General features: G+C 57.3%; 20 protein-coding genes. 14 read left to right on the top strand and 6 right to left on the bottom strand.

The genetic code is table 11. The features are described 5' to 3' along the window. Positions 1-20: 20 nt before the first annotated feature. Positions 21-1,421, bottom strand: coding sequence for a deoxyribodipyrimidine photo-lyase (gene phrB, locus AC0B60_RS00400; RefSeq protein WP_465083164.1), 1,401 nt, complete (start codon positions 1,419-1,421; stop codon positions 21-23). A gap of 106 nt (positions 1,422-1,527) precedes the next feature. Between phrB and AC0B60_RS00405 the strand changes: the two genes are divergently transcribed. The 11 genes from AC0B60_RS00405 to AC0B60_RS00455 all read left to right on the top strand — a co-directional run bounded on the left by AC0B60_RS00405 (position 1,528) and on the right by AC0B60_RS00455 (position 13,977). Beyond that, complete coding sequence (locus AC0B60_RS00405) at positions 1,528-2,346, top strand: hypothetical protein (RefSeq protein WP_465083165.1); 819 nt, start codon at positions 1,528-1,530, stop codon at positions 2,344-2,346. A gap of 75 nt (positions 2,347-2,421) precedes the next feature. Continuing rightward, the gene (locus AC0B60_RS00410) at positions 2,422-3,282 is read left to right on the top strand and encodes a mechanosensitive ion channel family protein (RefSeq protein WP_465083903.1); all 861 of its coding nucleotides are present in this window, start codon (positions 2,422-2,424) and stop codon (positions 3,280-3,282) included. Further along, entirely contained in the window at positions 3,275-3,760 is a 486-nt protein-coding gene (locus tag AC0B60_RS00415; protein ID WP_465083904.1) for an ATP-dependent zinc protease family protein, read from the top strand. Before AC0B60_RS00410 ends, AC0B60_RS00415 begins: the two co-directional genes overlap by 8 nt. Further along, complete coding sequence (gene rimK / locus AC0B60_RS00420; protein ID WP_007154434.1) at positions 3,757-4,662, top strand: 30S ribosomal protein S6--L-glutamate ligase; 906 nt, start codon at positions 3,757-3,759, stop codon at positions 4,660-4,662. The genes AC0B60_RS00415 and rimK overlap by 4 nt, the downstream gene beginning before the upstream one ends. 1 nt (position 4,663) lies before the next feature. Then, a complete protein-coding gene (locus AC0B60_RS00425; protein WP_036204041.1) occupies positions 4,664-5,731 on the top strand; it encodes a succinylglutamate desuccinylase/aspartoacylase family protein in 1,068 nt (355 codons plus the stop codon). Between the two features lie 14 nt (positions 5,732-5,745). Beyond that, entirely contained in the window at positions 5,746-6,171 is a 426-nt protein-coding gene (locus AC0B60_RS00430; RefSeq protein WP_465083168.1) for a secondary thiamine-phosphate synthase enzyme YjbQ, read from the top strand. A gap of 48 nt (positions 6,172-6,219) precedes the next feature. Beyond that, a complete protein-coding gene (gene lhpI / locus AC0B60_RS00435) occupies positions 6,220-7,197 on the top strand; it encodes a bifunctional Delta(1)-pyrroline-2-carboxylate/Delta(1)-piperideine-2-carboxylate reductase (RefSeq protein ID WP_465083170.1) in 978 nt (325 codons plus the stop codon). 252 nt (positions 7,198-7,449) lie between these two features. Then, on the top strand, positions 7,450-8,430 hold the full coding sequence (locus tag AC0B60_RS00440; RefSeq protein ID WP_465083172.1) for a TAXI family TRAP transporter solute-binding subunit: 981 nt from the start codon (positions 7,450-7,452) through the stop codon (positions 8,428-8,430). Between the two features lie 90 nt (positions 8,431-8,520). Then, positions 8,521-10,701 carry a TRAP transporter permease gene (locus tag AC0B60_RS00445; RefSeq protein ID WP_465083173.1) on the top strand — a complete coding sequence of 727 codons (2,181 nt, stop codon included), beginning with the start codon at positions 8,521-8,523 and terminating at the stop codon, positions 10,699-10,701. Between the two features lie 112 nt (positions 10,702-10,813). Further along, on the top strand, positions 10,814-12,628 hold the full coding sequence (locus AC0B60_RS00450; RefSeq protein WP_465083175.1) for a sensor histidine kinase: 1,815 nt from the start codon (positions 10,814-10,816) through the stop codon (positions 12,626-12,628). Next, on the top strand, positions 12,625-13,977 hold the full coding sequence (locus tag AC0B60_RS00455) for a sigma-54-dependent transcriptional regulator (protein ID WP_465083177.1): 1,353 nt from the start codon (positions 12,625-12,627) through the stop codon (positions 13,975-13,977). Before AC0B60_RS00450 ends, AC0B60_RS00455 begins: the two co-directional genes overlap by 4 nt. A 16-nt stretch (positions 13,978-13,993) precedes the next feature. Here the strand turns inward: AC0B60_RS00455 and AC0B60_RS00460 are convergent, their stop codons facing one another. Both AC0B60_RS00460 and AC0B60_RS00465 read right to left on the bottom strand, forming a co-directional pair. Continuing rightward, on the bottom strand, positions 13,994-14,674 hold the full coding sequence (locus AC0B60_RS00460) for a response regulator (protein ID WP_465083178.1): 681 nt from the start codon (positions 14,672-14,674) through the stop codon (positions 13,994-13,996). Beyond that, positions 14,671-16,293: an ATP-binding protein gene (locus AC0B60_RS00465; protein ID WP_465083180.1), complete on the bottom strand. Its 1,623-nt coding sequence runs from the start codon at positions 16,291-16,293 to the stop codon at positions 14,671-14,673. Before AC0B60_RS00465 ends, AC0B60_RS00460 begins: the two co-directional genes overlap by 4 nt. 235 nt (positions 16,294-16,528) lie before the next feature. Here AC0B60_RS00465 and AC0B60_RS00470 point away from each other — a divergent pair, with 235 nt between their 5' ends. From AC0B60_RS00470 to AC0B60_RS00480, 3 genes are read left to right on the top strand one after another with little or no spacing between them, the layout of a single operon-like run. Then, entirely contained in the window at positions 16,529-17,506 is a 978-nt protein-coding gene (locus AC0B60_RS00470; RefSeq protein WP_465083181.1) for a Bug family tripartite tricarboxylate transporter substrate binding protein, read from the top strand. Continuing rightward, complete coding sequence (locus AC0B60_RS00475) at positions 17,503-17,949, top strand: tripartite tricarboxylate transporter TctB family protein (RefSeq protein WP_465083183.1); 447 nt, start codon at positions 17,503-17,505, stop codon at positions 17,947-17,949. Before AC0B60_RS00470 ends, AC0B60_RS00475 begins: the two co-directional genes overlap by 4 nt. After that, complete coding sequence (locus AC0B60_RS00480) at positions 17,949-19,475, top strand: tripartite tricarboxylate transporter permease (protein WP_465083185.1); 1,527 nt, start codon at positions 17,949-17,951, stop codon at positions 19,473-19,475. The genes AC0B60_RS00475 and AC0B60_RS00480 overlap by 1 nt, the downstream gene beginning before the upstream one ends. A 70-nt stretch (positions 19,476-19,545) precedes the next feature. Here AC0B60_RS00480 and AC0B60_RS00485 read toward each other — a convergent pair whose 3' ends face one another. The 3 genes from AC0B60_RS00485 to AC0B60_RS00495 are packed head-to-tail and all read right to left on the bottom strand — an operon-like array spanning position 19,546 to position 22,251. Beyond that, on the bottom strand, positions 19,546-20,931 hold the full coding sequence (locus tag AC0B60_RS00485) for a PhoH family protein (protein ID WP_036204072.1): 1,386 nt from the start codon (positions 20,929-20,931) through the stop codon (positions 19,546-19,548). Positions 20,932-20,951: 20 nt separating this feature from the next. Continuing rightward, positions 20,952-21,443, bottom strand: a complete 492-nt coding sequence (locus AC0B60_RS00490) for a CBS domain-containing protein (protein WP_465083187.1) — start codon at positions 21,441-21,443, stop codon at positions 20,952-20,954. 58 nt (positions 21,444-21,501) lie between these two features. Then, positions 21,502-22,251, bottom strand: coding sequence for an START domain-containing protein (locus AC0B60_RS00495; RefSeq protein WP_465083189.1), 750 nt, complete (start codon positions 22,249-22,251; stop codon positions 21,502-21,504). Positions 22,252-22,285: the final 34 nt, after the last annotated feature.

Genomic DNA, 22,285 nt, shown 5'->3' on the forward strand with positions numbered 1-22,285 from the left:
CCGACGCCGAAGCCGGCGCCTTAATTTTTCAGGGCCTGAAACTTAGCAATCGCCTCTTTTCTGCTTTCTTTCAGGTCAACAATCGGCCGCGGATACCCACCGGGAATAACACCGCCAATCCAAGGCTGGTGAATACGCTTGTTGTCCAGTTTTGCGATCTCGGGAACGTATTTGCGGATGAATTCGCCATCCGGATCAAACCGCTCACTCTGAGTGGCCGGATTAAACACCCGGAAATAGGGCGCCGCATCAGTGCCCGTAGACGCACTCCATTGCCAGCCACCGTTGTTGGAGGCCAGGAAGCCATCCACCAGTTTTGACATGAAATAGGCCTCACCCAGTCGCCAGTCGATGAACAGGTTCTTGGTCAGGAACATGGCCGTGATCATGCGCAGGCGGTTGTGCATCCAACCAGTCTGGTTCAGCTGGCGCATGGCGGCGTCGACAATGGGGATGCCGGTGTTTCCGGCCTTCCAGGCTTCGAAGTTCTCGCCGGGTGCGTTCCATTGCAGTGACTCGGTCTCCGGCTTGAACGCCCGGTGCATGCTAATCCTGGGGTAGTGGTAAAGGATATTTATGTAGAAATCCCGCCAGGCGATTTCGTTGCTCCAGGTGGCCAGGCCTTCCTGGTTGCCTCCCATACCTTGCTGTTGGCGGGCGGCAATCAGGCACTGTTTGCCGGAAAGCACCCCGTTGGCCAGGTAAGGGGAGAGCAGGCTGGTACCATCTACGGAAGGCAGGTCGCGCAGATCCTTATAGTCCCCGCCGTGGTCGTCGAGGAACTGCTCCAGTTGCCGGTGGGCAGCGTCCTCTCCGGTTTCAACAAGCCGGAGTGGCGGATTGTCGAAGCATTTTGGCAGGCCCTCATATTGAGGAGGCTCAACAGCTTCACTGACAGGCTTGGGAATGGGAAAGAGGGTTGGCTGCGCCTCATCGATCCAGCTTCGCCACCGACGGGAAAACGGGGTGAACACGGAATAGGGCTCACCCTGTTGCGTGAGGATCGTGCCAACAGGCGCTACCGTCTGGTCCCGGTATTTATTCACCGCTACGCCAATATCATCAAGGGTGTGTTTTACGGCCTTGTCGCGGCTCCTTTCGTTAACTCCGTATTCCTCATTGAAATGCAGATGCCGGATACTCTCTCGCCTGCAGAAATTTTGCAGTTTTTCAACGCTGTCGGCGAAAGTGGTTGCGGTCATGAATGAAAGGGAGATGCCCAGTTTCGCCAGTTCTTCCGACAGCGCATTGGCGTGGTCCAGTACAAATTGAACCCGCGCCGGGGACCAATCATGCTCCTGCCACTGAGCCGGAGTTACGATAAAACAGGCCCGCACCGGTTGTTGTTGCTTGCAGGCTGCAGTAAGGGCAGCGTTGTCGGCAACGCGCAGATCATTTCGGAACCATACGAGCTGAGTCATTGAACTTCCTGAAATTGATGGCGGATCGACGGTTACGGATGGATATTCGCTGGAACGTGCTGATTGGATTATAGTTAATGGAAGAATTTATGGACAAAGGGCCGGAATGACGACGAGTCTGGACACACAGCGAACGATGCAGGATGGCCACTGGGCAACGCCTTACACATTGGAACCCGGGCACACGCAATACCACGAGCTCAGCCACACCCGAATCTGGATAACCCTGCTGGATCAGGAATGGCTGATCCGCTACCAGCGTATGCCCGAAGACGACAATCAGGAGCGTTGGCAGCAAAGGGTAACCCACACGCTACCCGATGCGGATCTGGGGGTTCAGCGTTTTGTTCGGCCGGACGATGGCAGCCGGGTTAGTTACCTGCCAGCGATGTCCAGCCTTGCCACGGTGATACGTCCCTACCAGCCCCTGACCATCCCTGCCGAGAGTGAGTGCACCATTTACGTTGGCACGCTCCTGTGGATGCGAATCCAGGCCGGGAATAAAGGCACCCACCTGATGGAACTGCCGCTGGCGGACCCTTCGTTGACCTGGGTTGGCAGGACCACCATGGAAGGCGAGTTGTGCTACTCCGCCGCCACGTTTGCACGCCTGGTGCTCGAGGCGGTGCCAAAGCGTCCCTGGCGGGCAATTACGCCCGTGCGTATCGTCAACGAGCGCCAGGAACCGTTGCTGCTGGAGCGGTTCAACCTGCCAACTCCGTTGCTGTCTCTGCATCGCAATGACAAAGGGCAGCTCTGGACGCCACGCGTGACCGTGACCTGCGAAACCGACATGAATTCAGCGCGCCTGAAGATTGATCAATCGCTGATTGCCGCCGCCGGCCAGTGTGAAATGATTTCGCCGGCACGGGAGCACACCAACCGTGGTGGGCTGGTAAGAGCCTACGATCGCATATTCGGCTGATAACACCGGTCGGCTGTCGATATTGAACCCGTGAATGGAGTTACCTCCTTGATTGAGCAGTTTGAAAGCAGCCTGATGCAGTTTTTTGGTGCCATCGCCTGGGGTAAGTGGATCAGTACTCTGTTCCTGCTTATTCTCGGCATTGTGCTGGCTTCCTTTGCGGCCCGTGGTGTTACCCGATTTATGCAGGACCGCGCGTCACGGCACCACACGGTGATGTTGAGGCGGCTGGTTTTCTATGTCGTACTGGCCATCTTCTTTGTCGCCGCGTTACGCGAAGCCGGCTTTTCTCTCGACGTGGTGCTGGGCGCCGCCGGTATACTGACCGTTGCCATTGGTTTCGCATCCCAGACGTCCGCTTCCAACATGATCAGCGGCCTGTTCCTGTTGGTTGAGAAGCCCTTTGAGATTGGTAACTTTATTGAAGTCGAAAACACCATTGGTGAAGTGGTGTCCATTGATATGCTGAGCGTAAAGTTGCGCACGCCGGACAATCTATATGTCCGTATACCCAACGAAACCCTGATCAAGACCCGAGTAGTCAATCGCTCACGCTTTCCCATCCGCCGCATGGACCTGACGGTGGGTATTGCCTATGCGGAGGATGTGGAACGGGTAGAAAAACTGCTTTTGGAACTCGCGAGACTGAACAGTGCCAGTCTGGAAGAGCCCAGGGCATTTGTACTGGTGACCGGATTTGGTCCATCCTCAGTGGACCTGCAGTTCTCTTTCTGGGTGCCCAGCAACAAGGTGCTGGAAGGCCGAAGCCAGATGATGGTTGCCATCAAGAAAGCGCTTGATGAGGAGGGTATTGAAATACCCTTCCCTCATACGAGTATTTATGCTGGAAGCCATTCCGAGCCCTTCCGGGTGGAGCTGCTTCGGCCGGAAACCACAACCAACAAGGGAGGCCCGGATGCCGACCAGAATGGATGATGCCTCGAAAGCCGGCCCGGTGCCGGACACAGACGGAAAGCTGGCATTGGGCTGGCGCGAGTGGGTTGCCTTGCCGGAGTTCGACATTTCCCGGATCAAGGCGAAAGTGGATACCGGTGCCCGCACCTCATGCCTGCACACCTTTCGTACCGAACCCTACACTGAGAGTGGCGAGCGCCGAGTCCGCTTCTGGGTGCACCCGGTTCAGAACGATCTACATCATGTGGTGGAGTGCGATGCGGCGGTTCTGGATGAGCGCAACGTCTCAGACTCCGGTGGTCATAAAGAACTGCGCCTGGTGATAGAGACTCGCCTGGTGCTCGGCGACATCGAGTGGCCTATCGAAATGACACTGACTAACCGTGACTCCATGCGTTTCCGTATGCTGCTTGGTCGAACAGCAATGGCCAGGCGCGCCATTGTTCTCCCTGAATGCTCCTATCTTGCCGGCGAGCCGGCCCTAAGGACGAAAAAATGAAGATTGCGATTCTGTCGCGTAACCGTCACCTCTACTCAACACGTCGACTGGTGGAAGAGGGTATCAACCGGGGCCACGAAGTGAAGGTGATTGACTGCCTGCATTGCTCCATGAATATTACCTCCGCCGACCCGCGCATTCACTACCACGAGGAAGTCCTGGAAGATTTCGATGTGGTGATCCCTCGTATTGGCGCGTCTGTGACCTTCTATGGGACGGCGGTGTTGCGGCAATTCGAGATGATGGGCGTTTTCCCAGTCAACGAGTCCGTGGCTATTACCCGCTCACGGGACAAGCTGCGTTCGTTGCAGTTGCTGGCCCGAAAGGGGGTTGGTATGCCGGTGACCGGCTTTGCTAATAAGCCGGACAACGTGCCGGAACTGCTGCAGATGGTGGGTGGCGCCCCGGTCGTTATCAAATTGCTGCAGGGCACCCAAGGCATTGGCGTGGTGCTGGCCGAAACCCGCAAAGCGGCGGAAAGTGTCATTGAGGCCTTCATGGGGCTGAAAGCAGACATCCTGGTACAGGAGTTCATTAAGGAAGCCGGTGGCGCTGACATTCGCTGTTTCGTGATTGGTGACAAGGTGATTGCGGCGATGAAGCGCCAGGGCGGGGAAGGCGAGTTCCGTTCCAACCTGCATCGGGGCGGTACGGCCTCGCTGGTGAGGATAACCCCCGAAGAGAGAAAAACGGCCATCACGGCGGCAAAATCCATGGGCCTGAACGTGGCCGGTGTGGATCTGCTGCGTTCCAGCCGTGGGCCCCTGGTTATGGAAGTGAACTCCTCACCGGGCCTGGAAGGTATTGAAAATGCCACCAACAAAAACGTGGCTGGCATGATCATTAACTGGACCGAGAAAAACCAGAAGCCCTGGAAAACCCGCACCAAGGGGAGGGGCTGACATGGCTGCTCGGGCGCCGTTTGTTATTGCCGGTCACGAGGTCAAGGCTGGCACCCGACAGACTGTTGAGATTCCGGTTGCCAAGCTTTATACCCACACGCCACTGCATATTCCCGTTGAAGTGGTTCATGGCCGCCGGAGCGGGCCAGTGCTCATGGTCTGCGGAGCGATACACGGGGATGAAATCAACGGCGTAGAGATTGTGCGCCGCGTGTTGACCAACTCGGCCCTGCGGCATTTGCGGGGGACATTGGTGGCGGTTCCCATTGTCAATATTTTCGGGTTTGTTCAGCGTACCCGTTACCTCCCGGACCGTCGCGATTTGAACCGCTGCTTCCCGGGAAGTGAAACCGGCTCTTTAGGTGGTCGCATCGCCTACCTGCTGCGCACGCAGATCATGGAGAATGTCTCCCACATTATTGACCTGCATACGGGCGCCATACACCGGTTCAACCTGCCGCAGATTCGTGCGGAGCTCAAGAATCCGGAAACCATTCGTATGGCGGAAGCCTTTGGTGCGCCTATTATCATCAACGCCAGCCTGAGGGAGGGCAGCCTTCGTGCCTACGCCGACTCCCAGGATATTCCGGTGGTCACCTTCGAGGGCGGAGAAGCCCTCCGATTTGACGATGTGGTTATTTCCAGTGGCGTGAAAGGGGTCATCCGCGTGATGCGGGAACTGGAGATGATTCCCGCCAAGAAAGGCCCCAAGGCCCCGAGGAAACGCTCAGAAACAGCTGCAAACTCGCAGTGGGTGCGCACTGATACCGATGGCATCATGCGCCCGGTTGCCAGTCTTGGCCAGAAGGTGCGGAAAGGTCAGAGGCTGGCCATGGTGGCCGATCCGTTCGGCGAGTCGGAAACCGCCGTCACGTCGCCCTGTTCCGGCATTGTCATCTGTGTGAATAATCTTCCGCTGGTGAATGAAGGCGAGGCAATCTATCACATTGCCCGATTCGACGAGCTTAGCGAGGCAGAAAAAGCCATGGATTATTTCCGCAGTAGTTACGAGGGTGATGTGGGCGACGACGTGGTGCCCGTTCACCCGTGGGACGACCGACAGAAATAGAGACGAGGTTGGGTATGATCTGGGATCAGACTACTATCGAACTGGCGCCTCATCCCAGGGGCTTTCATCTGGTTACCAATGAAATCCTGGCTCAGGCGCCGGCCCTGCAGAACTGCCAGGTAGGGCTATTGCACCTGTTTATACAACACACCTCCGCCTCCCTGGCCATCAACGAGAACGCCGATCCGGACGTGCGCGGCGATCTGGAGCGCCATTTCAACGTGATGGTGCCAGAGAACGCTCCCCACTATGAGCACACTATGGAAGGCCCGGACGACATGCCTGCGCATATCAAGAGTATTCTGGTAGGCCCGTCGCTGACCATTCCTGTGAATGACAGCCGCCTGGCGCTTGGCACCTGGCAAGGGGTTTACCTCTGTGAACACCGGGATCGGGCTGGCGGGCGGCGTATCGTCGCAACGTTGCAGGGGCGATGGTAAACACTAGCGCCAGAACGCCTACACTCGACTGTATCGGGAGAACAAAGCATGCAAATCGTCAACCCTGAAGCTGTCGCCGAGCACCTGTCCTGGAAGGCTCTTATTGATCAGTTGGGAAAAGCGTTTACGGGTGGGATTGTGACACCACCGCGCCACCATCATTCCGTCGAGCGTGAAGACGGAGATGCCACGACGCTGTTGATGCCGGCCTGGGAAGACCGGGACAAAAAGCCGGGCTATCTTGGTGTGAAGATGGTGAACGTTTTTCCCCAGAACGCGAATCATGGCATGCCAGCCATCAGCGGCGTCTATCTGCTGAGCGACGGCGCCACAGGCCAACCCCTGGCCTGTATCGATGGCAGTGAGCTGACCCGCCGCCGCACTGCTGCAGCCTCCGCCCTGGCAGCCCGCTATCTGGCCCGTGAAGATGCCGAGACGTTGGTCGTCGTGGGTACCGGGAAGCTGGCGCCAATGTTGATTGAAGCCCACGCTTCGGTGCGGCCGATTCGCCGGGTTGTGGTGTACGGCCGCAACCTGAGTAAAGCTCAGGACCTCGCCCGGACGTACTCGGGTTACAGCAACGGACAGGTGGTGTTTGAGTCCGTTACCGCTACTGACAACCTGGCATCGGCGGTTCCAGAGGCGGATATCGTCAGTGCGGCGACGCTTTCAACACAACCCATTATTATGGGCAAATGGCTAAAGCCCGGAACGCATCTGGACCTGGTGGGGGCATTCCGGAAGGATATGAGGGAGACTGACAGCGAATGCGTTGCCCGTTCTGACGTCTTTGTTGACTCCTATGCCGGCGCTAAAGGCGAAGCAGGGGATCTGCACTTCGCTGTGAATGACGGCGTTTTTGGCATGGACAAGATTCAGGCGGAGTTGTCTGAACTGGCAAGTGGTACGCATACGGGCCGCAGCGGGGATGATGCCATTACCCTGTTTAAATCCGTGGGTGTTTCGCTTGAAGATCTGGCGGCGGCCATCCTGGTTTGGGAGAATTATTCGAGTTCCGGTAAATAGGGCAACGCCTGATCACACGATCCGTGTCGTGTGATATGGGTGGATGACCACCCATTACCCCTCTGGCAATGTGTGGAACATTACCCGTTATCTCTCTATCCGTTTCGATCTTATTTAAAAAGTCTCATAAAATCAAATTCTTACCATATCTGGCCTGCTAGTTGCTCCTGTTCGTTGCTGTAAGTGTCCAACCGGAACCTGCTGGGCTCCGTTCTAGCACCCAACAAACACAACGAAACGGGAGCACTCTCTATGAAAACCCAATCCGTCATTGCCATGGCATTTGCCTCAACGTTTGCCGTCACCAGTCCCGTCATTGCACAAGACCGGTCTGGTTGGCCGGACAATTTCACGGTCGGTACTGCAAGTCAGGGGGGAACCTACTTCGCGTATGGATCCGGATGGGCAAACTTTGTGGCCGAGAACCTGGGCGTGTCCGGCGGTGCCGAAATCACCGGTGGACCGATGCAGAATATGGCGCTGGTCCATACCGGCGACCTGAAATTTGGTTTGACTACGATGGGGCCGGCGCAGGAGTCTATTGACGGTAACAGCCCACTGGCACCGGGCATGAAAATGGACAACGTGTGTGCGATGTTCCCCATGTATGAAACACCGTTTTCCGTCACGGCTCTGTCCAGTTCCGGGATTACGTCTATCTCCGATATTCCGGACGGCGCCACCATTGGTTTCGGACCCGCAGGCTCCACATCCGACACCTATTTCCCCCGTATCATGGAAACCCTGGGTGTCAATTTCGAGCGCCGCAACGGTAGCTGGTCTGATCTGGGTGGGCAGTTGCAGGACGGCCTGATTGACGTGGTGGCCTTTGCGGCAGGCATTCCGATACCTGCGGTCAGCCAACTGGAAGTACAGACGGACGTAACCATCATCGGCATGACGGACGAAGAGGCCAAGAAGGTGACTGAGAATTTCCCGGTCTCGGAGTTCACCATTCCAGCCAGCACCTACCAGTCCCTGAGTGAGCCGTCCCGCGTGGTCTCCATGTGGAACTTTGCCATGGTGAACTGTGACATGCCGGAGAGCTTTGTGTATGAAATCACCAAGCTGACCATGGAAAACAACGACAAGATGGTGTCTATCCACAAGGCTGCCAAAAACTCAATCCCTGAAAACTACAAGAAAAACAATGTCCTGAATTGGCATCCCGGCGCTGCTCGTTGGTTCAACGAAAACGGCTACACGATCGAAGATAGCAAGATCAATCAATAACCATCGTGTGTGGTGGAGGGCCACGGTGGTGGCCCTCCAGAGCAAAGCCGGCACATCGCCGGCCCCGTTTTCCCGTGAGCAGGGTCTATCATGACTGACAAACAACACCCCGAAGAATACCCGGTGAACGACATCGGCGATGACCACACCCTGGCCCACGATGTTGACGAAGAGCCCGTCGCTGGCAACCGCCGCCTGTTTGAAGGTGGGATGCTGAAGTTCGTGACGTTGATGGCCATCGCCTATTCGGCTTTTCATCTATACAGCCTGAACATCGCGCCGTTGGAGACCTGGTCTTTCCGGATTGTGCACATTGCGGGCGCCCTGGTACTGGGCTTCATCCTGTTTGCCGGTGCCCGTTTTGTGTCCGCAGAAGAGGGGCCCGCACGTCACCGCTGGACCACCTGGATCGGCGCCGTGGCCATGGTGCCGGCGGTGTATGCGCTGTACCAGACATTTTCGTTCCACCAGATGATTCTGGATGGCACGCAAAGAATTCCAGTTAACCTTGAAACCTGGCATTTCGGTTGGCCGCTATTGGTCGCCAGTACGCTGGGTATTGTGATGAGTTGGTTCCATCAGCGAGAGCGTTCCCGTTTCAGTGTGCCGGACCTGGTGCTGATTGTGTGTTCGGTGGCGGTCGCCGCCTACTTCCTGGTGGTTTATAACACCTCCATGCGTATGTCCACGGGCACCTCGTTTGCGCCGGTCGGTATTTCATTCTCTGCCATTGCGGGTACCGCCCTTATCATGGAGCTGACTCGCCGGGTAGCCGGCCTGGCCCTGGTGATCATCGGGTTGGTGTTCCTGGTGTATGTCTTCCTGGGCCCCTATCTGCCCGGCTTCCTGGGTTACCCGGGCCTGTCGGTTCAGCGCTTTTTCAGTCAGGTTTATACCGACGCCGGTATCCTCGGCCCGACTACGGCCGTTTCATCGACTTATATCATCCTGTTTATCGTCTTTGCCGCCTTCCTGCAGGCGTCAAAGGTGGGCGACTATTTTGTGAATTTCGCCTTCGCCGCGGCGGGCCGCACCCGGGGTGGCCCGGCCAAGGTGTCGATTTTTGCTTCCGGCCTGATGGGTATGATCAACGGAACCAGCGCCGGCAACGTGGTCTCCACCGGCTCCCTGACTATTCCGCTGATGAAAAAGGTGGGTTACAGCAAGCGGTCCGCAGGCGCAGTGGAAGCCGCAGCCTCAACGGGTGGGCAGATCATGCCGCCGATTATGGGGGCGGGTGCCTTCATCATGGCCGAGATTACCGGTATCCCGTATACCGAGATTGCCATTGCGGCGATTATTCCGGCGATCCTGTACTTCGCCTCTGTTTACTTTATGGTGGATTTTGAAGCCGCGAAGACCGGCATGCGTGGCATGCGCGATGATGAACTGCCGCAGCTCAAGAAGATGATCAAGCAGTGCTACCTGTTCGTGCCCATTATCATCCTGATTGCGGCCCTGTTCATGGGCTATTCGGTGATACGGGCCGGTACACTTGCAACGGTGTCTGCGGCTGTTGTCAGCTGGTTCTCGCCCAACAAGATGGGCATACGGAAGATTCTCGAAGCGTTGGAAGTCGCGTCTTACATGGCCATCCAGATTATTGTGGTGTGTGCCGCGGCCGGTGTGATCGTGGGCGTTATTTCCCTGACCGGTGTCGGCGCGCGGTTCTCTGTTTTGTTGCTGGATGTGGCCGAGGCCAGCCAGTTGCTGGCGCTGATCTTCGCCATGTTTATTTCCATTTTGCTGGGTATGGGTATGCCGACCACAGCTGCCTACGCGGTTGCTGCATCGGTGGTGGCGCCGGGCCTGGTCCAGTTGGGCATCGAGCCGCTCACGGCGCATTTCTTCGTGTTCTATTTTGCGGTCGTGTCCGCTATTACGCCCCCGGTTGCGTTGGCGTCATACGCCGCTGCTGGAATCTCGGGTGCGAATGCGATGGAAACCTCCGTGGCCTCCTTCCGCATCGGTATCGCGGCGTTCATCGTACCGTTCATGTTCTTCTACAACGGTGCCTTGTTGATGGATGCCGGTTGGTTTGATATCGCTCGTGCACTGGTTACCGCGCTCTTTGGGGTGTACATGCTGTCCGGCGGTGTGCTGGGCTGGTTTGCCCGTGCCTCGGCGGGCGTGGTGACGCGCCTCTTGCTGATTGGTGCGGCGCTGCTGATGATCGAGGGAGGTTTGTGGACCGACCTGACGGGTATTGCACTGGCGGTAGTGGCTTTCCTGGCGCAACGTCAGAACAAACTCCGCCCGGCAAGCACCTGAACAGCAGCCGCTGAACTGCCTGGGGCGGGACTTTCGAACGGAAACTCGATTGCCCTTGCTCCAGCAGAACTATACTGTAGCGGCTTTCAACGGTTTTTCTGGAACCGGAGTTATGGCCTACCGGATAATTGTCTTCCTTGTGTTTGTGGTGACGCTGGCCTTCTCGTGGACGCTGGGGGGCTGGTATGGGTACCAGCAGGTAGAGCAGGAGAGCGTGGAAGAGTCTTTTCGTTATCGTCAGCTCGTTGCCAATGAGCTGAACCGGTATATGCCTATCCCCGAGCTGATGGCGGAACACCCTCTGTTGGCAAAGGCGCTGGCGTCTCCAGGTGATCCCGACACCCTTCTGCGGGCCAATGATCAGATGCAGCGAATGGCAACCATTGTTGGCAGTTCAGATGTGTATCTGATGGATGCGTCGGGAACCACGATCGCGGCCAACAATTACCTGCGCGAGGACAGTTTCGTGGGCCGAAATTTCGATTTCAGGCCCTATTTTCAGAACGCCATGACAACCGGCGGCTCGGCGATCTACTTTGCGCTTGGCGTAATGTCCGATGTTCGTGGTCTGTATTTTTCCCACCCGGTTCTTGGCGAGAACGGCGAGATATTGGGCGTCATCGCGATGAAAGTGCTGGTCCAGGAACTGGAATCGCAGTGGCGCCGACCGGCATCGCTAAGGGATTCGGAAATGGTGGTTCTGGACGATAGCGGCATCAGTTTCCTGTCCAGCAAGTCTGAGTGGCTCTACCGGAACTTCACGGGCAATAAGGGCGTTCGCCCCTCTGAGTCGTTGCGTCAGCGCTACCCCGACCGAGAGCTCTCTCCGATAGATTATGACAGCCTTGGCACGCCCTGGGGGCTGTCGGGTCAAGCCAGCACCATTCGCATTCACGGCAATGGCGACAGCCGCGAATACTTGAGGGTGCGAACGCCCCTGCCACGGCTGGACTGGAACCTTCAGGTGATGGTCAGTACCCGCTCTGTTGTCTGGACTCGACTTGGGTTTGCGGCGGCGGGTACCGCGATCTTCGTGGTTGCTCTATTCGCATTTCTGTACTTGCGGGAGCGTTACCGACGTGAGGCTGAACTGGCGCTCAGGGGAGAACAGCTTGAGCGCAGTGTCGCCATCAGAACGGCCGAGCTTGAGCGCTCCAATCAGCAACTTCTGGATGAAATCCGCGAGCGGGAAAAAACCCGCGATGAGCTTCGTGAAACCCAGCATGAATTGATCCAGGCAGCCAAGCTTGCCGTGCTTGGCCAGATGTCTGCGGGTCTGAACCATGAAATCAACCAGCCGCTGACGGCGATTCAGACCTATGCCCGCAACAGCCGCCGGTTTCTCGAGAAGGGGGCAACGGAGATGGTGGATGCCAACCTTTCAGAGATCATCACCCTGTGTGACAAAATGGCGGAGCTTACCCGTCAGTTCAAGGTGTTCGCCCGCAAATCGGAAGGGCCACCTGCACTGGTTGATTTGCGGCAATCGGTCGACGGCGCTCTGAAGATCATGGCCGCCCAGGAAAGTCGATCCGATATCTCCATTCAATGGCACCGCCCGGAGCAACCGGTGCAGTGCCACGGAGACCTGATCCGCATTGAACAGGTCATGGTGAACCTGGTGGCGAACGCCATTCAGGCAGTCGGAGGCACCGAACGGCCGGAAATTACCATTGATGTGGAAGAGGATGGCGGGCATTGGTATTGCCTTGTGAGGGATAATGGTTCTGGCCTGCCGGGCAGCACGGAGAGGATCTTCGAGCCATTTTTCACCACCAAATCGGTGAAGCAGGGGTTGGGCCTGGGCCTGTCAATATCCCGACAGATCGTGGATGCCTTGGGCGGCAGCCTGACGGGGCGTAACCGGAATGACGGACCGGGCGCGGAGTTCGTATTAGCACTCAGAAAGCGGGAGGCCACCGAGTGACAGAGGCATCGGTAATTTTTGTGGACGATGACCCGCATATCCGCCGGGCCATTGCGCAGACCCTTACACTAGAGGATTTGTCTGTTGCGTGTTTCGAGGATGCACGGTCCGGCCTTGAAAACATTACGCAGGACTATGAGGGCGTAGTGCTATGTGATTACAACATGCCGGGAATGGATGGCCTGGAAATGCTCGACAGGATTCGCGCCATGGATGAAACCATCCCGGTGATTATCCTGACCGGGCAGGGCGATATCAGTACGGCTGTTACTGCCATGCAGCAAGGCGCTTATGATTTTATCGAGAAACCCTTTGATCACGACGAGCTCCTGGAGCTGCTTCGCCACGCCCTGGAAAAGCGCCACCTCGCACTGGAAAACCGGCGGCTGAAAGCCCAACTGAAGCACCTGGCCCGGCCTGGTCCTCGAATCCTGGGGGATTCAGCTGGTATGCAGAAGGTGATGGCAACCATCGATCCGGTGCTGGATATCTCCGCTAATATCCTGTTGCACGGCGAGACCGGTGCGGGGAAGGATGCCTTGGCGCGTTATATCCACGAGAACAGTCCCCGAAGCACCCACAACTTCGTTGCCATCAACTGCGGTGCGGTGCCCGAGAACCTGATTGAGAGCGAGCTTTTCGGCCATGAAGCCGGTGCCTTTACCGGGGCGGACAAACGCCGCATCGGGAAAATCGAATACGCGCACAAGGGCACTCTGTTCCTGGATGAACTGGAGAGCATGCCCATGGCCCTCCAGGTCAAGTTGTTGAGGGTGCTAGAAGAGCAACGTGTGGAACGCTTGGGCAGCAACCAGGTGCAGAACGTGGATGTCCGCATAATCGCCGCCACCAAGGCTGACCTCAAGCACCTCAGCGATGAAGGCGAATTCCGTGCCGACTTGTACTACCGGCTGAACGTGGTGAAGCTGGATATTCCGCCGCTGCGCGAGCGCAAGGACGACATTCCCGTGCTGTTCCACCATTTCGTGCTGATTGCCGCCGCCCGCTACGACCGCGAGAGCATTCCCCTGGATGCCAGCCAGGCCGCGCGTCTGATGCAACATAGCTGGCCGGGGAATGTCCGGGAGTTAAGGAACCTGGCCGAACGCTACGTTCTGCTGGGGCCAGCGGCATTGGATGAAAACGATTCCTCCGTTACCGCCAATGTGTCCGGGCGCCAGACACTGTCCGAAATGATGGACGACTTTGAGCGTTCAGCCGTTGTCAGCGCGCTCAATACCTGTCACGGCAGCATTAAGGACACCATGGTCCAGCTCGGCATTGCTCGCAAGACCTTGTACGACAAGATGAAGAAGTACGGGCTGGACAAGGCGCAGTTTCGGGATTGATCCCCCAGGCATGGGTTTAGACGTGATACTGCCGTTCGGGGCGGCCGACGCTGCCATAGGTCACTTCCGCGGTTAACTCCCCCCGGCCAACGAGGAACTCGAGGTAGCGCCGCGCTGTCGTCCGTGACGCGCCCATGGCGTGGCCGACTTCCTCGGCACTCCACTGGCCGGATGAAACCACCTCGCGAATTTTATCCAGCGTAATGCTATCAATACCCTTGGGCAGTCTTTCTGAGCGTACGGGTTGCCGGGTTTCGCCTGATCCTCTGGGCAGCAGGGCGTCGACTTCTTTCTGGGCGATTTGCACCAGGCCAGACAGTTGTCGTAGGTGTTCTCGGTAACGGTTGACAGCCTCCTCAAGGCGTTCAAAAACCAGAGGCTTGAGAATGTAGTCGAAGACACCGCCGCGCAGGGCACTCTTGAGCGGTTCCACCTCCTTGGCGGCGGTGATAAGAATAACGTCGCTGCTGCTATCCCGTGCCCGGAGTTCGCGCAGCAGATCCAACCCATTGCCGTCAGGAAAATAGATGTCCAGCAGGATCAGTTGGGGGGCCATAACGTCAATTAGGTCACGGGCATCCCCCAGGCTGTGGGCGATGCCGCACAGCTCCACATTCTGGAGTCGCTCAACAAACCGCCGCTGGATTTCGGCGATCTGCCGGTCGTCCTCAACAATCAGGATTCGAAGGGTATTCAATGATTGTCACTCCCCTGACTGGTTTTCGGAAGGTAGAGGGTAAATCGCGAACCCACACCCGGTAGGTTCTCCACCGTGATGGAGCCGCCCCAACGATTCAGGAACTGACGCACCAGATGCAGGCCATAACCGTGTTCTTCAGTGCTTTGCTTGGTGGTCACGCCTTTCTCGAAGATCTTCTGTTGTGAGTCTTCCGGGATACCGGGCCCCTGGTCTTCGACTTCGAAGATCAGTTCATGCCCCAGGTCCGTCATGGATAGCTGAACCCGTCCTCCTTCGCCCGTCTGGTGGCGGGTGGCTTCGAGGGCATTGTCGATGAGGTTGCCGAGGACACTTACCAGCTGATCCCGCGGCATGTCGGCGGGTATGTCCACCATGCGGCTTTCGGCGTCGATCTGTAAGCCCAGTCCCATCTCCCGGGCGCGGTTGTACTTGCCCATAAGGCAACCGGCGATAACCGGATCAGGGACGGCCTCCAGCAGCAGTTGAATCAGTGCCTGGTGGTCGCTGACTTCGCTACCGATCAGATTCAGGGCGTCGTCATAGGCTTCGATCTGGATCAACCCCGCGATGGTATGCAGCTTGTTCGAGTATTCGTGAGTCTGGCTTCGTAAGATATCTGCGTACTGCTGTATGCGGGTCAGTTGTCGGCTGACCTGATCCACCTCGTCTCTCAATCTGAAACTGGCCACAACACCGGTAATGTCCGCACCCTGGCGCACAGGTAACCGGTTGACGATCATTTGCCGGTTTCGCAGCCAGACCTCGCGGTCAAAGTCCGGCGTGCCGGATTCGAGTACCGACAGCAGGTCACTTTCGGGCAGAACGTCCAGAATGGGGCGACCTGAAAGTGGCGTGTCGGGTTCAATGCCAAGGGTTTCCAGGGCCGTTCGGTTGAAAGTCGTAATCACGCCGTCGCGGTTGATGGCGATGATGCCTTCCCTGACGGATTGCAACGTGGCGTCCCGCTCTTGAAACAGACGTGCAATTTCTTCGGGTTCCAGGCCGAATATGGCCCGCTTGAAACGCCCGGCGATCACCATGGCGATGACGATGCTGACCAGCAGTGTCAGGCCAACCACGGTATACAGTACGAAGCTGTAGCGTTTGATGGTGGCATCCACCTGATCGACGCCGTACCCCACCGAGACAATGCCGATAATATCGCCGGTATCCGGCTCAATCACAGGGGCCTTGCCTCGCATGGACTCGCCGAGACTGCCAGTGGCTCGTGCCACATAGGCCTCGCCATCAACGAGCGCGACCAGCCCTTTGTCGCCGTCGTCGTCGGCCATGGAATGGCCGAGGCGATCAGGGGAGGGGTGTGCCAGGCGAATGCCCTGATGGTCACCGATCACAATGAATAGTGCTTCATTGGTGCGGGCCAGACGGCTTGCCAGCCGGTTCAGCTCATCAATATCGCGCTGGCGTACGCCCTCGATCACCGAGGGAGCGGCCGCGACGGTCTTCGAAACCATGAGAGCCCGTTGCCCGATCTCATCGAACAGGGAGTCACTGAGGTAATAGCCGGCAAACACGCCAATGAGGATCGTCTGCGCAGCGCTGACGAATCCGAGCGTGAGGATCATCCGGGTTTTGAGTTTGGTTTTTCGGAACACGTTGTCAGCAATGATTGGTTTGTTGTCATTATGCAGTCAGGTTAAAACACCCGCTTTACGATTGCCCGTGAATTTTATGAACGAAACGTTCTTTAGTTTCTTTAAAGGCATTACGCGCACAAACTTCTGGCTGTATTGGTGAAACTTTAACCTCTGTCCTGTAACGCTTTCCGTTGGCCCCGAACGCCGGCCATTCCTCGGAAGCGATCACAAAAACAAGACTGAGGTGACAATCATGACTATCAAACGAAGCCTGTCGTTTATCGCTGCAGCGGCTTTCAGCCTTAATGCCATGGCATGGCAACCCTCCGGTAAAGTTGAATGTATCGCCCCGTCGGACCCCGGTGGCGGCTGGGATTTCACCTGTCGTAGTGCCGGTAATGTGATGAGGGACCTTGGCCTTATTGATGGCACCGTGCAGACCATTAATATGGCCGGTGCCGGTGGCGGTGTTGCGTACGCCCACACCGTCAGCAAGCGCGCTGAAGATGACAAACTGATTGTAGCGGCATCAACGGCAACCACCACGCGCCTGGCCCAGAAACAGTTCCCCGGCCTGGATGCCGATATGGTGACCTGGATCGGTGCTTTGGGTGCTGATTACGGTGTTATTGCCGTGGGTAAGGACTCGCGGTACGAGAACCTGAATCAACTGCTGGAGGCGATCAAGCAGAACCCGAAATCGGTCAAATTCGCCGGTGGCAGTGCCCGGGGGGGCTGGGATCACCTGAAGGTCCTGATCACCGCGAAGGCGGCAGGCGCCGATCAATTGCCCTCCATTCCGTACCTTTCTTATAACAACGGCGGTGAAGCCATGACCCAGGTGGTCGGTGGCCAGGTCGACGCCTTCACCGGTGATATCTCCGAGGTCACCGGCTTCCTGTCGTCGGGCGACCTTCGTGTGCTGGCCGTGCTGGCCGACGAGCGCCTGCCGGGTGAATTTTCCGATATTCCGACCGCAAAAGAGCAGGGCGTTGACGCCGTTGGCCCGAACTGGCGCGGTTTTTACATGCCCAAGGGAGCTTCCAGTGAGTCCAAAGCGTTTTGGGTCGAGACCGTCGATACCCTGTATGCCAGTGAGGAGTGGAAAAAGGTGATGAAGGCCAATGGTCTCATTCCGTTCCATCCGCCTGCAGATGAGTTCGACAGCTTTGTCGAGCAACAGGTACAGGACATCGAGAACCTGTCCCGCGAAATAGGACTGCTGAAATGACAGGTTTGGGTGATCGGCTTCTTGGCCTGGGCCTGATGGTTCTGGCGGTGGCCTACGGCTGGGTTGCACAGCAGTGGCCCGAGCCGTTCGGCGGCGCGGAAACCGTTGGGCCGGAAACCTTCCCAACCATCCTTGCGGTGGTTCTGGTCGCCGGTAGCATCTATCTCATGGTCAAGCCGGACCCCGACGCCCAGTGGCCGCTGGGCCGGTCCGCGCTGGAGCTGGTGGTGTCGCTGGTCGTGCTGGTGGTCTACGCGATGCTGCTTGAGCCCCTGGGGTTTGTGATCTCGACAACCCTGGCGGTTGGTACCCTTAGCTGGCGTATGGGCGCCCCCGCCAAGAATGCCTTTTTAACGGGTCTGGTCAGCGCGGTGGTGGTGTTTGCGCTGTTCAACTATGGCCTGGCGCTGAGCTTGCCTGCTGGCATTCTGGAGGTGAACTGATGGAAACGCTCGGTTTTCTGATGGAAGGTTTTGCGGTTGCTCTGACACCGTACAACCTGATGTTTGCGCTCTTCGGCGCGTTCGTTGGCACCCTGATTGGTTGTTTGCCCGGCCTGGGGCCGGCAAACGGTGTGGCGATTCTCATCCCGTTGGCATTTACCCTCGGTCTACCGCCGGAAACTGCCATGATTCTGCTGACGTCGGTATACGCCGGTGCGATGTACGGCGGTCGTATTTCCTCCATCCTACTCAACATACCTGGTGACGAACCGGCGATGATGACCTGCCTGGATGGCTATCCCATGGCCCAAAAGGGGAGGGCTGCAGATGCTCTGGCGATCTCGGCCATTGCATCCTTTGCCGGTGGCCTGATAGGCACCATTGGGCTAATCATGCTTGCCCCTGTGCTGGCGAGATTCGCCTTGAGTTTCGGCCCGGCGGAGTATTTCGCGCTGTTCCTGCTGGCCTTCGCCACCCTGGGTGGTATTACCGGCAAGAACCCGATGAAGACGGTGATTGCCGCTACCCTGGGGATCATGATCTCCACCGTGGGCATTGATATCTCCACCGGTACGCAACGCTACACCTTCGGTGTGTTGGAATTGTACGAGGGTATTGATTTCATCCTTGCGATTGTTGGCCTCTTCGCCATTTCGGAACTGCTCTTTTTTGTCGAGTCGCGCATGGGCGGCGGGCGTAAGAAGATGAATGTGGGCAGGCTGACGCTCACGTTCAAGGAACTGGTGTCCACCATTCCTACCCAGTTGCGAGGTGGTGTGCTCGGGTTTATTTCCGGCGTGCTGCCAGGTGCCGGTGCCTCCCTGGGCAGTTTTATCAGCTACACCCTCGAAAAGAGCGTGATCGGCAAGAAGGGCACGTTCGGTGAGGGCGATATCCGAGGTGTGGTCGCACCTGAGGCGGGCAACAACGGTGCTTCTTCGGGCGCGCTTGTGCCTATGTTGACGTTGGGTGTACCGGGTAGCGGTACCACGGCGGTGCTGTTGGCGATGCTGATTTCACTGAACATCACGCCAGGCCCACTGATGTTTACCCAGAACGCCGACATTGTCTGGGGGGTGATTGCCGCCCTGCTGATTGGCAATGTGCTGCTGCTGGTGCTCAACATACCGCTGGTCGGCTTCTTTGTGCGCCTGTTGTCGGTCCCGCCCATGTACCTGCTGCCCATTGTGACCATGGTTGCCTTCGTGGGCATCTATTCCATCAGCAACAGCGCCTTCGACCTGTATTTCATGGTGGCGTTTGGCGTGGCGGGTTATTTCCTGCGCAAACTGGAAATTCCGGTGGTGCCGATTATTCTCGGGCTATTGCTCGGACCGGAAATGGAGAAAAACCTGGGGCATGCCCTGGTGTTGTCAGATGGTGACTGGGGCATTCTCTGGGCAAGCACTCTGGCGAAGTGTTTCTGGCTCGTTGCCGGGCTGAGCCTGATATTGCCTTACGTGGTTGGCCCGGTGCTGCGTCGCCGCATGAACGCGGCGATGAAGGAAAGCCCGGCCAGCGACTGAGCCGGTTCCCGTTCGCCAACCTCCGCTTTGCCGCACCGGATGACCGGTGCGGCTTTTTTGTGTGCGCTGGCTAGAGATTCGCTTCCGCGTATTCCGCAAGTACGGAGCGTGGAACGCCCTGCAGATGGATATGCCCGCCATGTCGAAAGCTCTTGAAGCGTTCGGTCATGTAAGTCAGTCCTGAACTCAGGGCACTGAGATAGGGCGTATCGATCTGTGCCAGGTTGCCCAGGCAGATCACCTTGGAGCCATTGCCGGCTCGGGTGATGATGGTCTTGATCTGGTGCGGTGTCAGGTTCTGGGATTCGTCGATGATGATCAGGCTGTGTTGGAAGCTGCGGCCGCGAATGTAGTTCATCGACTTGAAGTGCAGTGGCACCTTGCTGAGGATGTAGTCCACGCTGGCGGTCATGTTCTCGTCGTCTTCGTGGAGGGCTTCCAGGTTGTCCACGATGGCGCCCAGCCAGGGCTCCATTTTCTCGGCCTCGGTGCCGGGGAGGAAGCCGATGTCTTCATCCAGCCCCTGGGTGCTGCGAGTGGCAATAATGCGTTTGTACAGTTTACTGGCCACGGTCATCTCGATGCAGGCTGCCAGTGCCAGGATTGTTTTACCGGAGCCGGCGGAACCGGTCAGATTTACCAGGTGGATATCCGGGTCCAGCAGCAGGTTCAGGGCGATGGCCTGGTATATATCCCGCGGTACGAGGCCCCAGACTTCCTCGTGCATCAGATCGTGCTGGTGCAGATCCCGAATGACAATCTGGTCTTCGCCCACATCAGACACCTTGCCGACAAATCCCTGCTCATCAATCACGAACTCGTTGATGGTCAGCCTGGCCAGGTCGCCCTCACGACGAAGGATGTGTTCGGTAATACCCTCCCGCTGGATGGTTTCGACTTTCTCGATAGTGTCCCAGAACGAGTTCGGGAATTCTTTGTACCCTTTCGGCAGCAGGTCAATATCGTCCAGCAGCATGTCGTTGTGGTAGTCCTGGGCTTCCACGCCAAAGCCCCGGGCCTTCAATCGCATGTTGATGTCCTTGCTGACAAGGATAATGTCCCGCGATGTGTGGCGGGTTTGCAGGGCTGCCAGGGTATTGATGATCTTGTTGTCGTTGAGGTGCTCAGGCAGGCCATGGTTGCCCTGGTAGTCCGTGCTCATCAGTATCGATAATGCGCCGAGAGGTTCCGCTTTCTTGCCGCGCACTATGGGTACACCCTTCTCGATCTCCCCGGGGCTGGCATCACCCAGCAATTTATCAATGTTGCGGATGGCCTGACGACAGTCGGCGGCGACGGCCTGTTTGCCGGATTTAAGACTGTCGAGTTCTTCGAGGACCGTCATCGGGATGATGACGTCGTGTTCTTCAAAATTCAGGAGGGCGTTCGGGTCGTGGATAAGGACGTTGGTGTCGAGGACATACATCTTTCTGCGAGCCTGCGATGCTCTTGGCATAGGGTGTGATACCTCTCTGGTCAGCCGTTCCCGGCACAGCGGTTGGTGAGCTCCTGGTCGGAGATCAGTTTGAGCATGTCATACGTGGTCACTATACCGGTGATTTTTTCGTCTTTGGTGATGAAAATCCGGTGCAGGTGTTCACGCATCATAATATCGGCAATGTCGCGCACAGGCGTTTGCTCGTCAACCGATAAAACGATAGGGGTCATGATGTCACGCACTTCCACCGGCACCTTGCCCATCTCCTCAAAAATGGCCATGCGCAGGCGTCGGGCTTCCTGTTCCTCTTCCGGGGTCATGCGGGTAGCGGATTCGGAACGGCTGGCGTTCCAGCGGAATTCGGTGATGTCCTTGAGGGTGGCAATGCCGACGATCTCGCCTGTTTCGTCGGTAACCGGGCTGCCGGTAATTTCGTTGTCGGTGAGGAACCTGGCCAGACGGTCCATCGTCCAGGATTGAGGTACGGCCTTGATGCTCGGGGTCATGATCTCGTAAGCGAGAACGGTCATTGACGAATCGGCTCCGTTAGCAGGTCCTTTGTAAAAGAGCTTAGCTGTTACTGGTGTTCTAGTCATCCCCTGATTCAGATTTGGGGACCACATCTTTCAGTTGGCCCTGTGGGTCGTAGATTAGCTCGTGGTTCTGGTAGCGATCCCATTGGGCAACCCGTTCCAGCTGCTCAATGGAACGAATGGGAATGTCCACGAGCAGGGTATTGACCAGCCAGCCGGGGATCGAACCGTTGGGCTCTGTGTGCTGAACCCAGATCATTCGGGTTTGGTCGTCTTCGGGAATAAAGCGGTAAAGGGTGTCGGACTTGTCGACACGGATGTAGTCATCTTTTTCGTCCCGTTGATCAGGAATGGCGTTGAGGTCCATCACGATCTCGCCATCGGCCTGCTGGCCCCAGGTGCGAATACGCAGCACGTAGTCACGGTCGGTGACCGGCCAAGGCATATCGTTGACCGAGTAGGCGTAGCGCTCATAAAAATCACCCGAGCCGAAGGCGTAGGATTCCGAGCAGTTATGAACCCATTGAACGCAGGACTTGGGGTTGATCATGACCGCCATCAGGTTCTCGATCGGTACGTCGAGTACGGCCACAGCCTTGAAAGCCTGGAAGCTGGAGTCGGGCTGGTCAGTGGTATAGACCCGGATATGGCCGGTTTCCTTGCGGAGGCTCCAGTTCTCTGAGTCTTCTGCCGGCAGCCCGGCAAAGGCCAAACCTGAGGTCAGCAGGAAAACCGTGGTGGCTGCAAGCCAGTTGACGCGTCCATAGGCCTGGCGTTGGTTGCCATGGGCTCTCAGGTTTTGCATGAGTTACACTTCCTTGAACATGGTCGGGCGAGTC

This window comes from Marinobacter sp. V34, assembly GCF_055524115.1.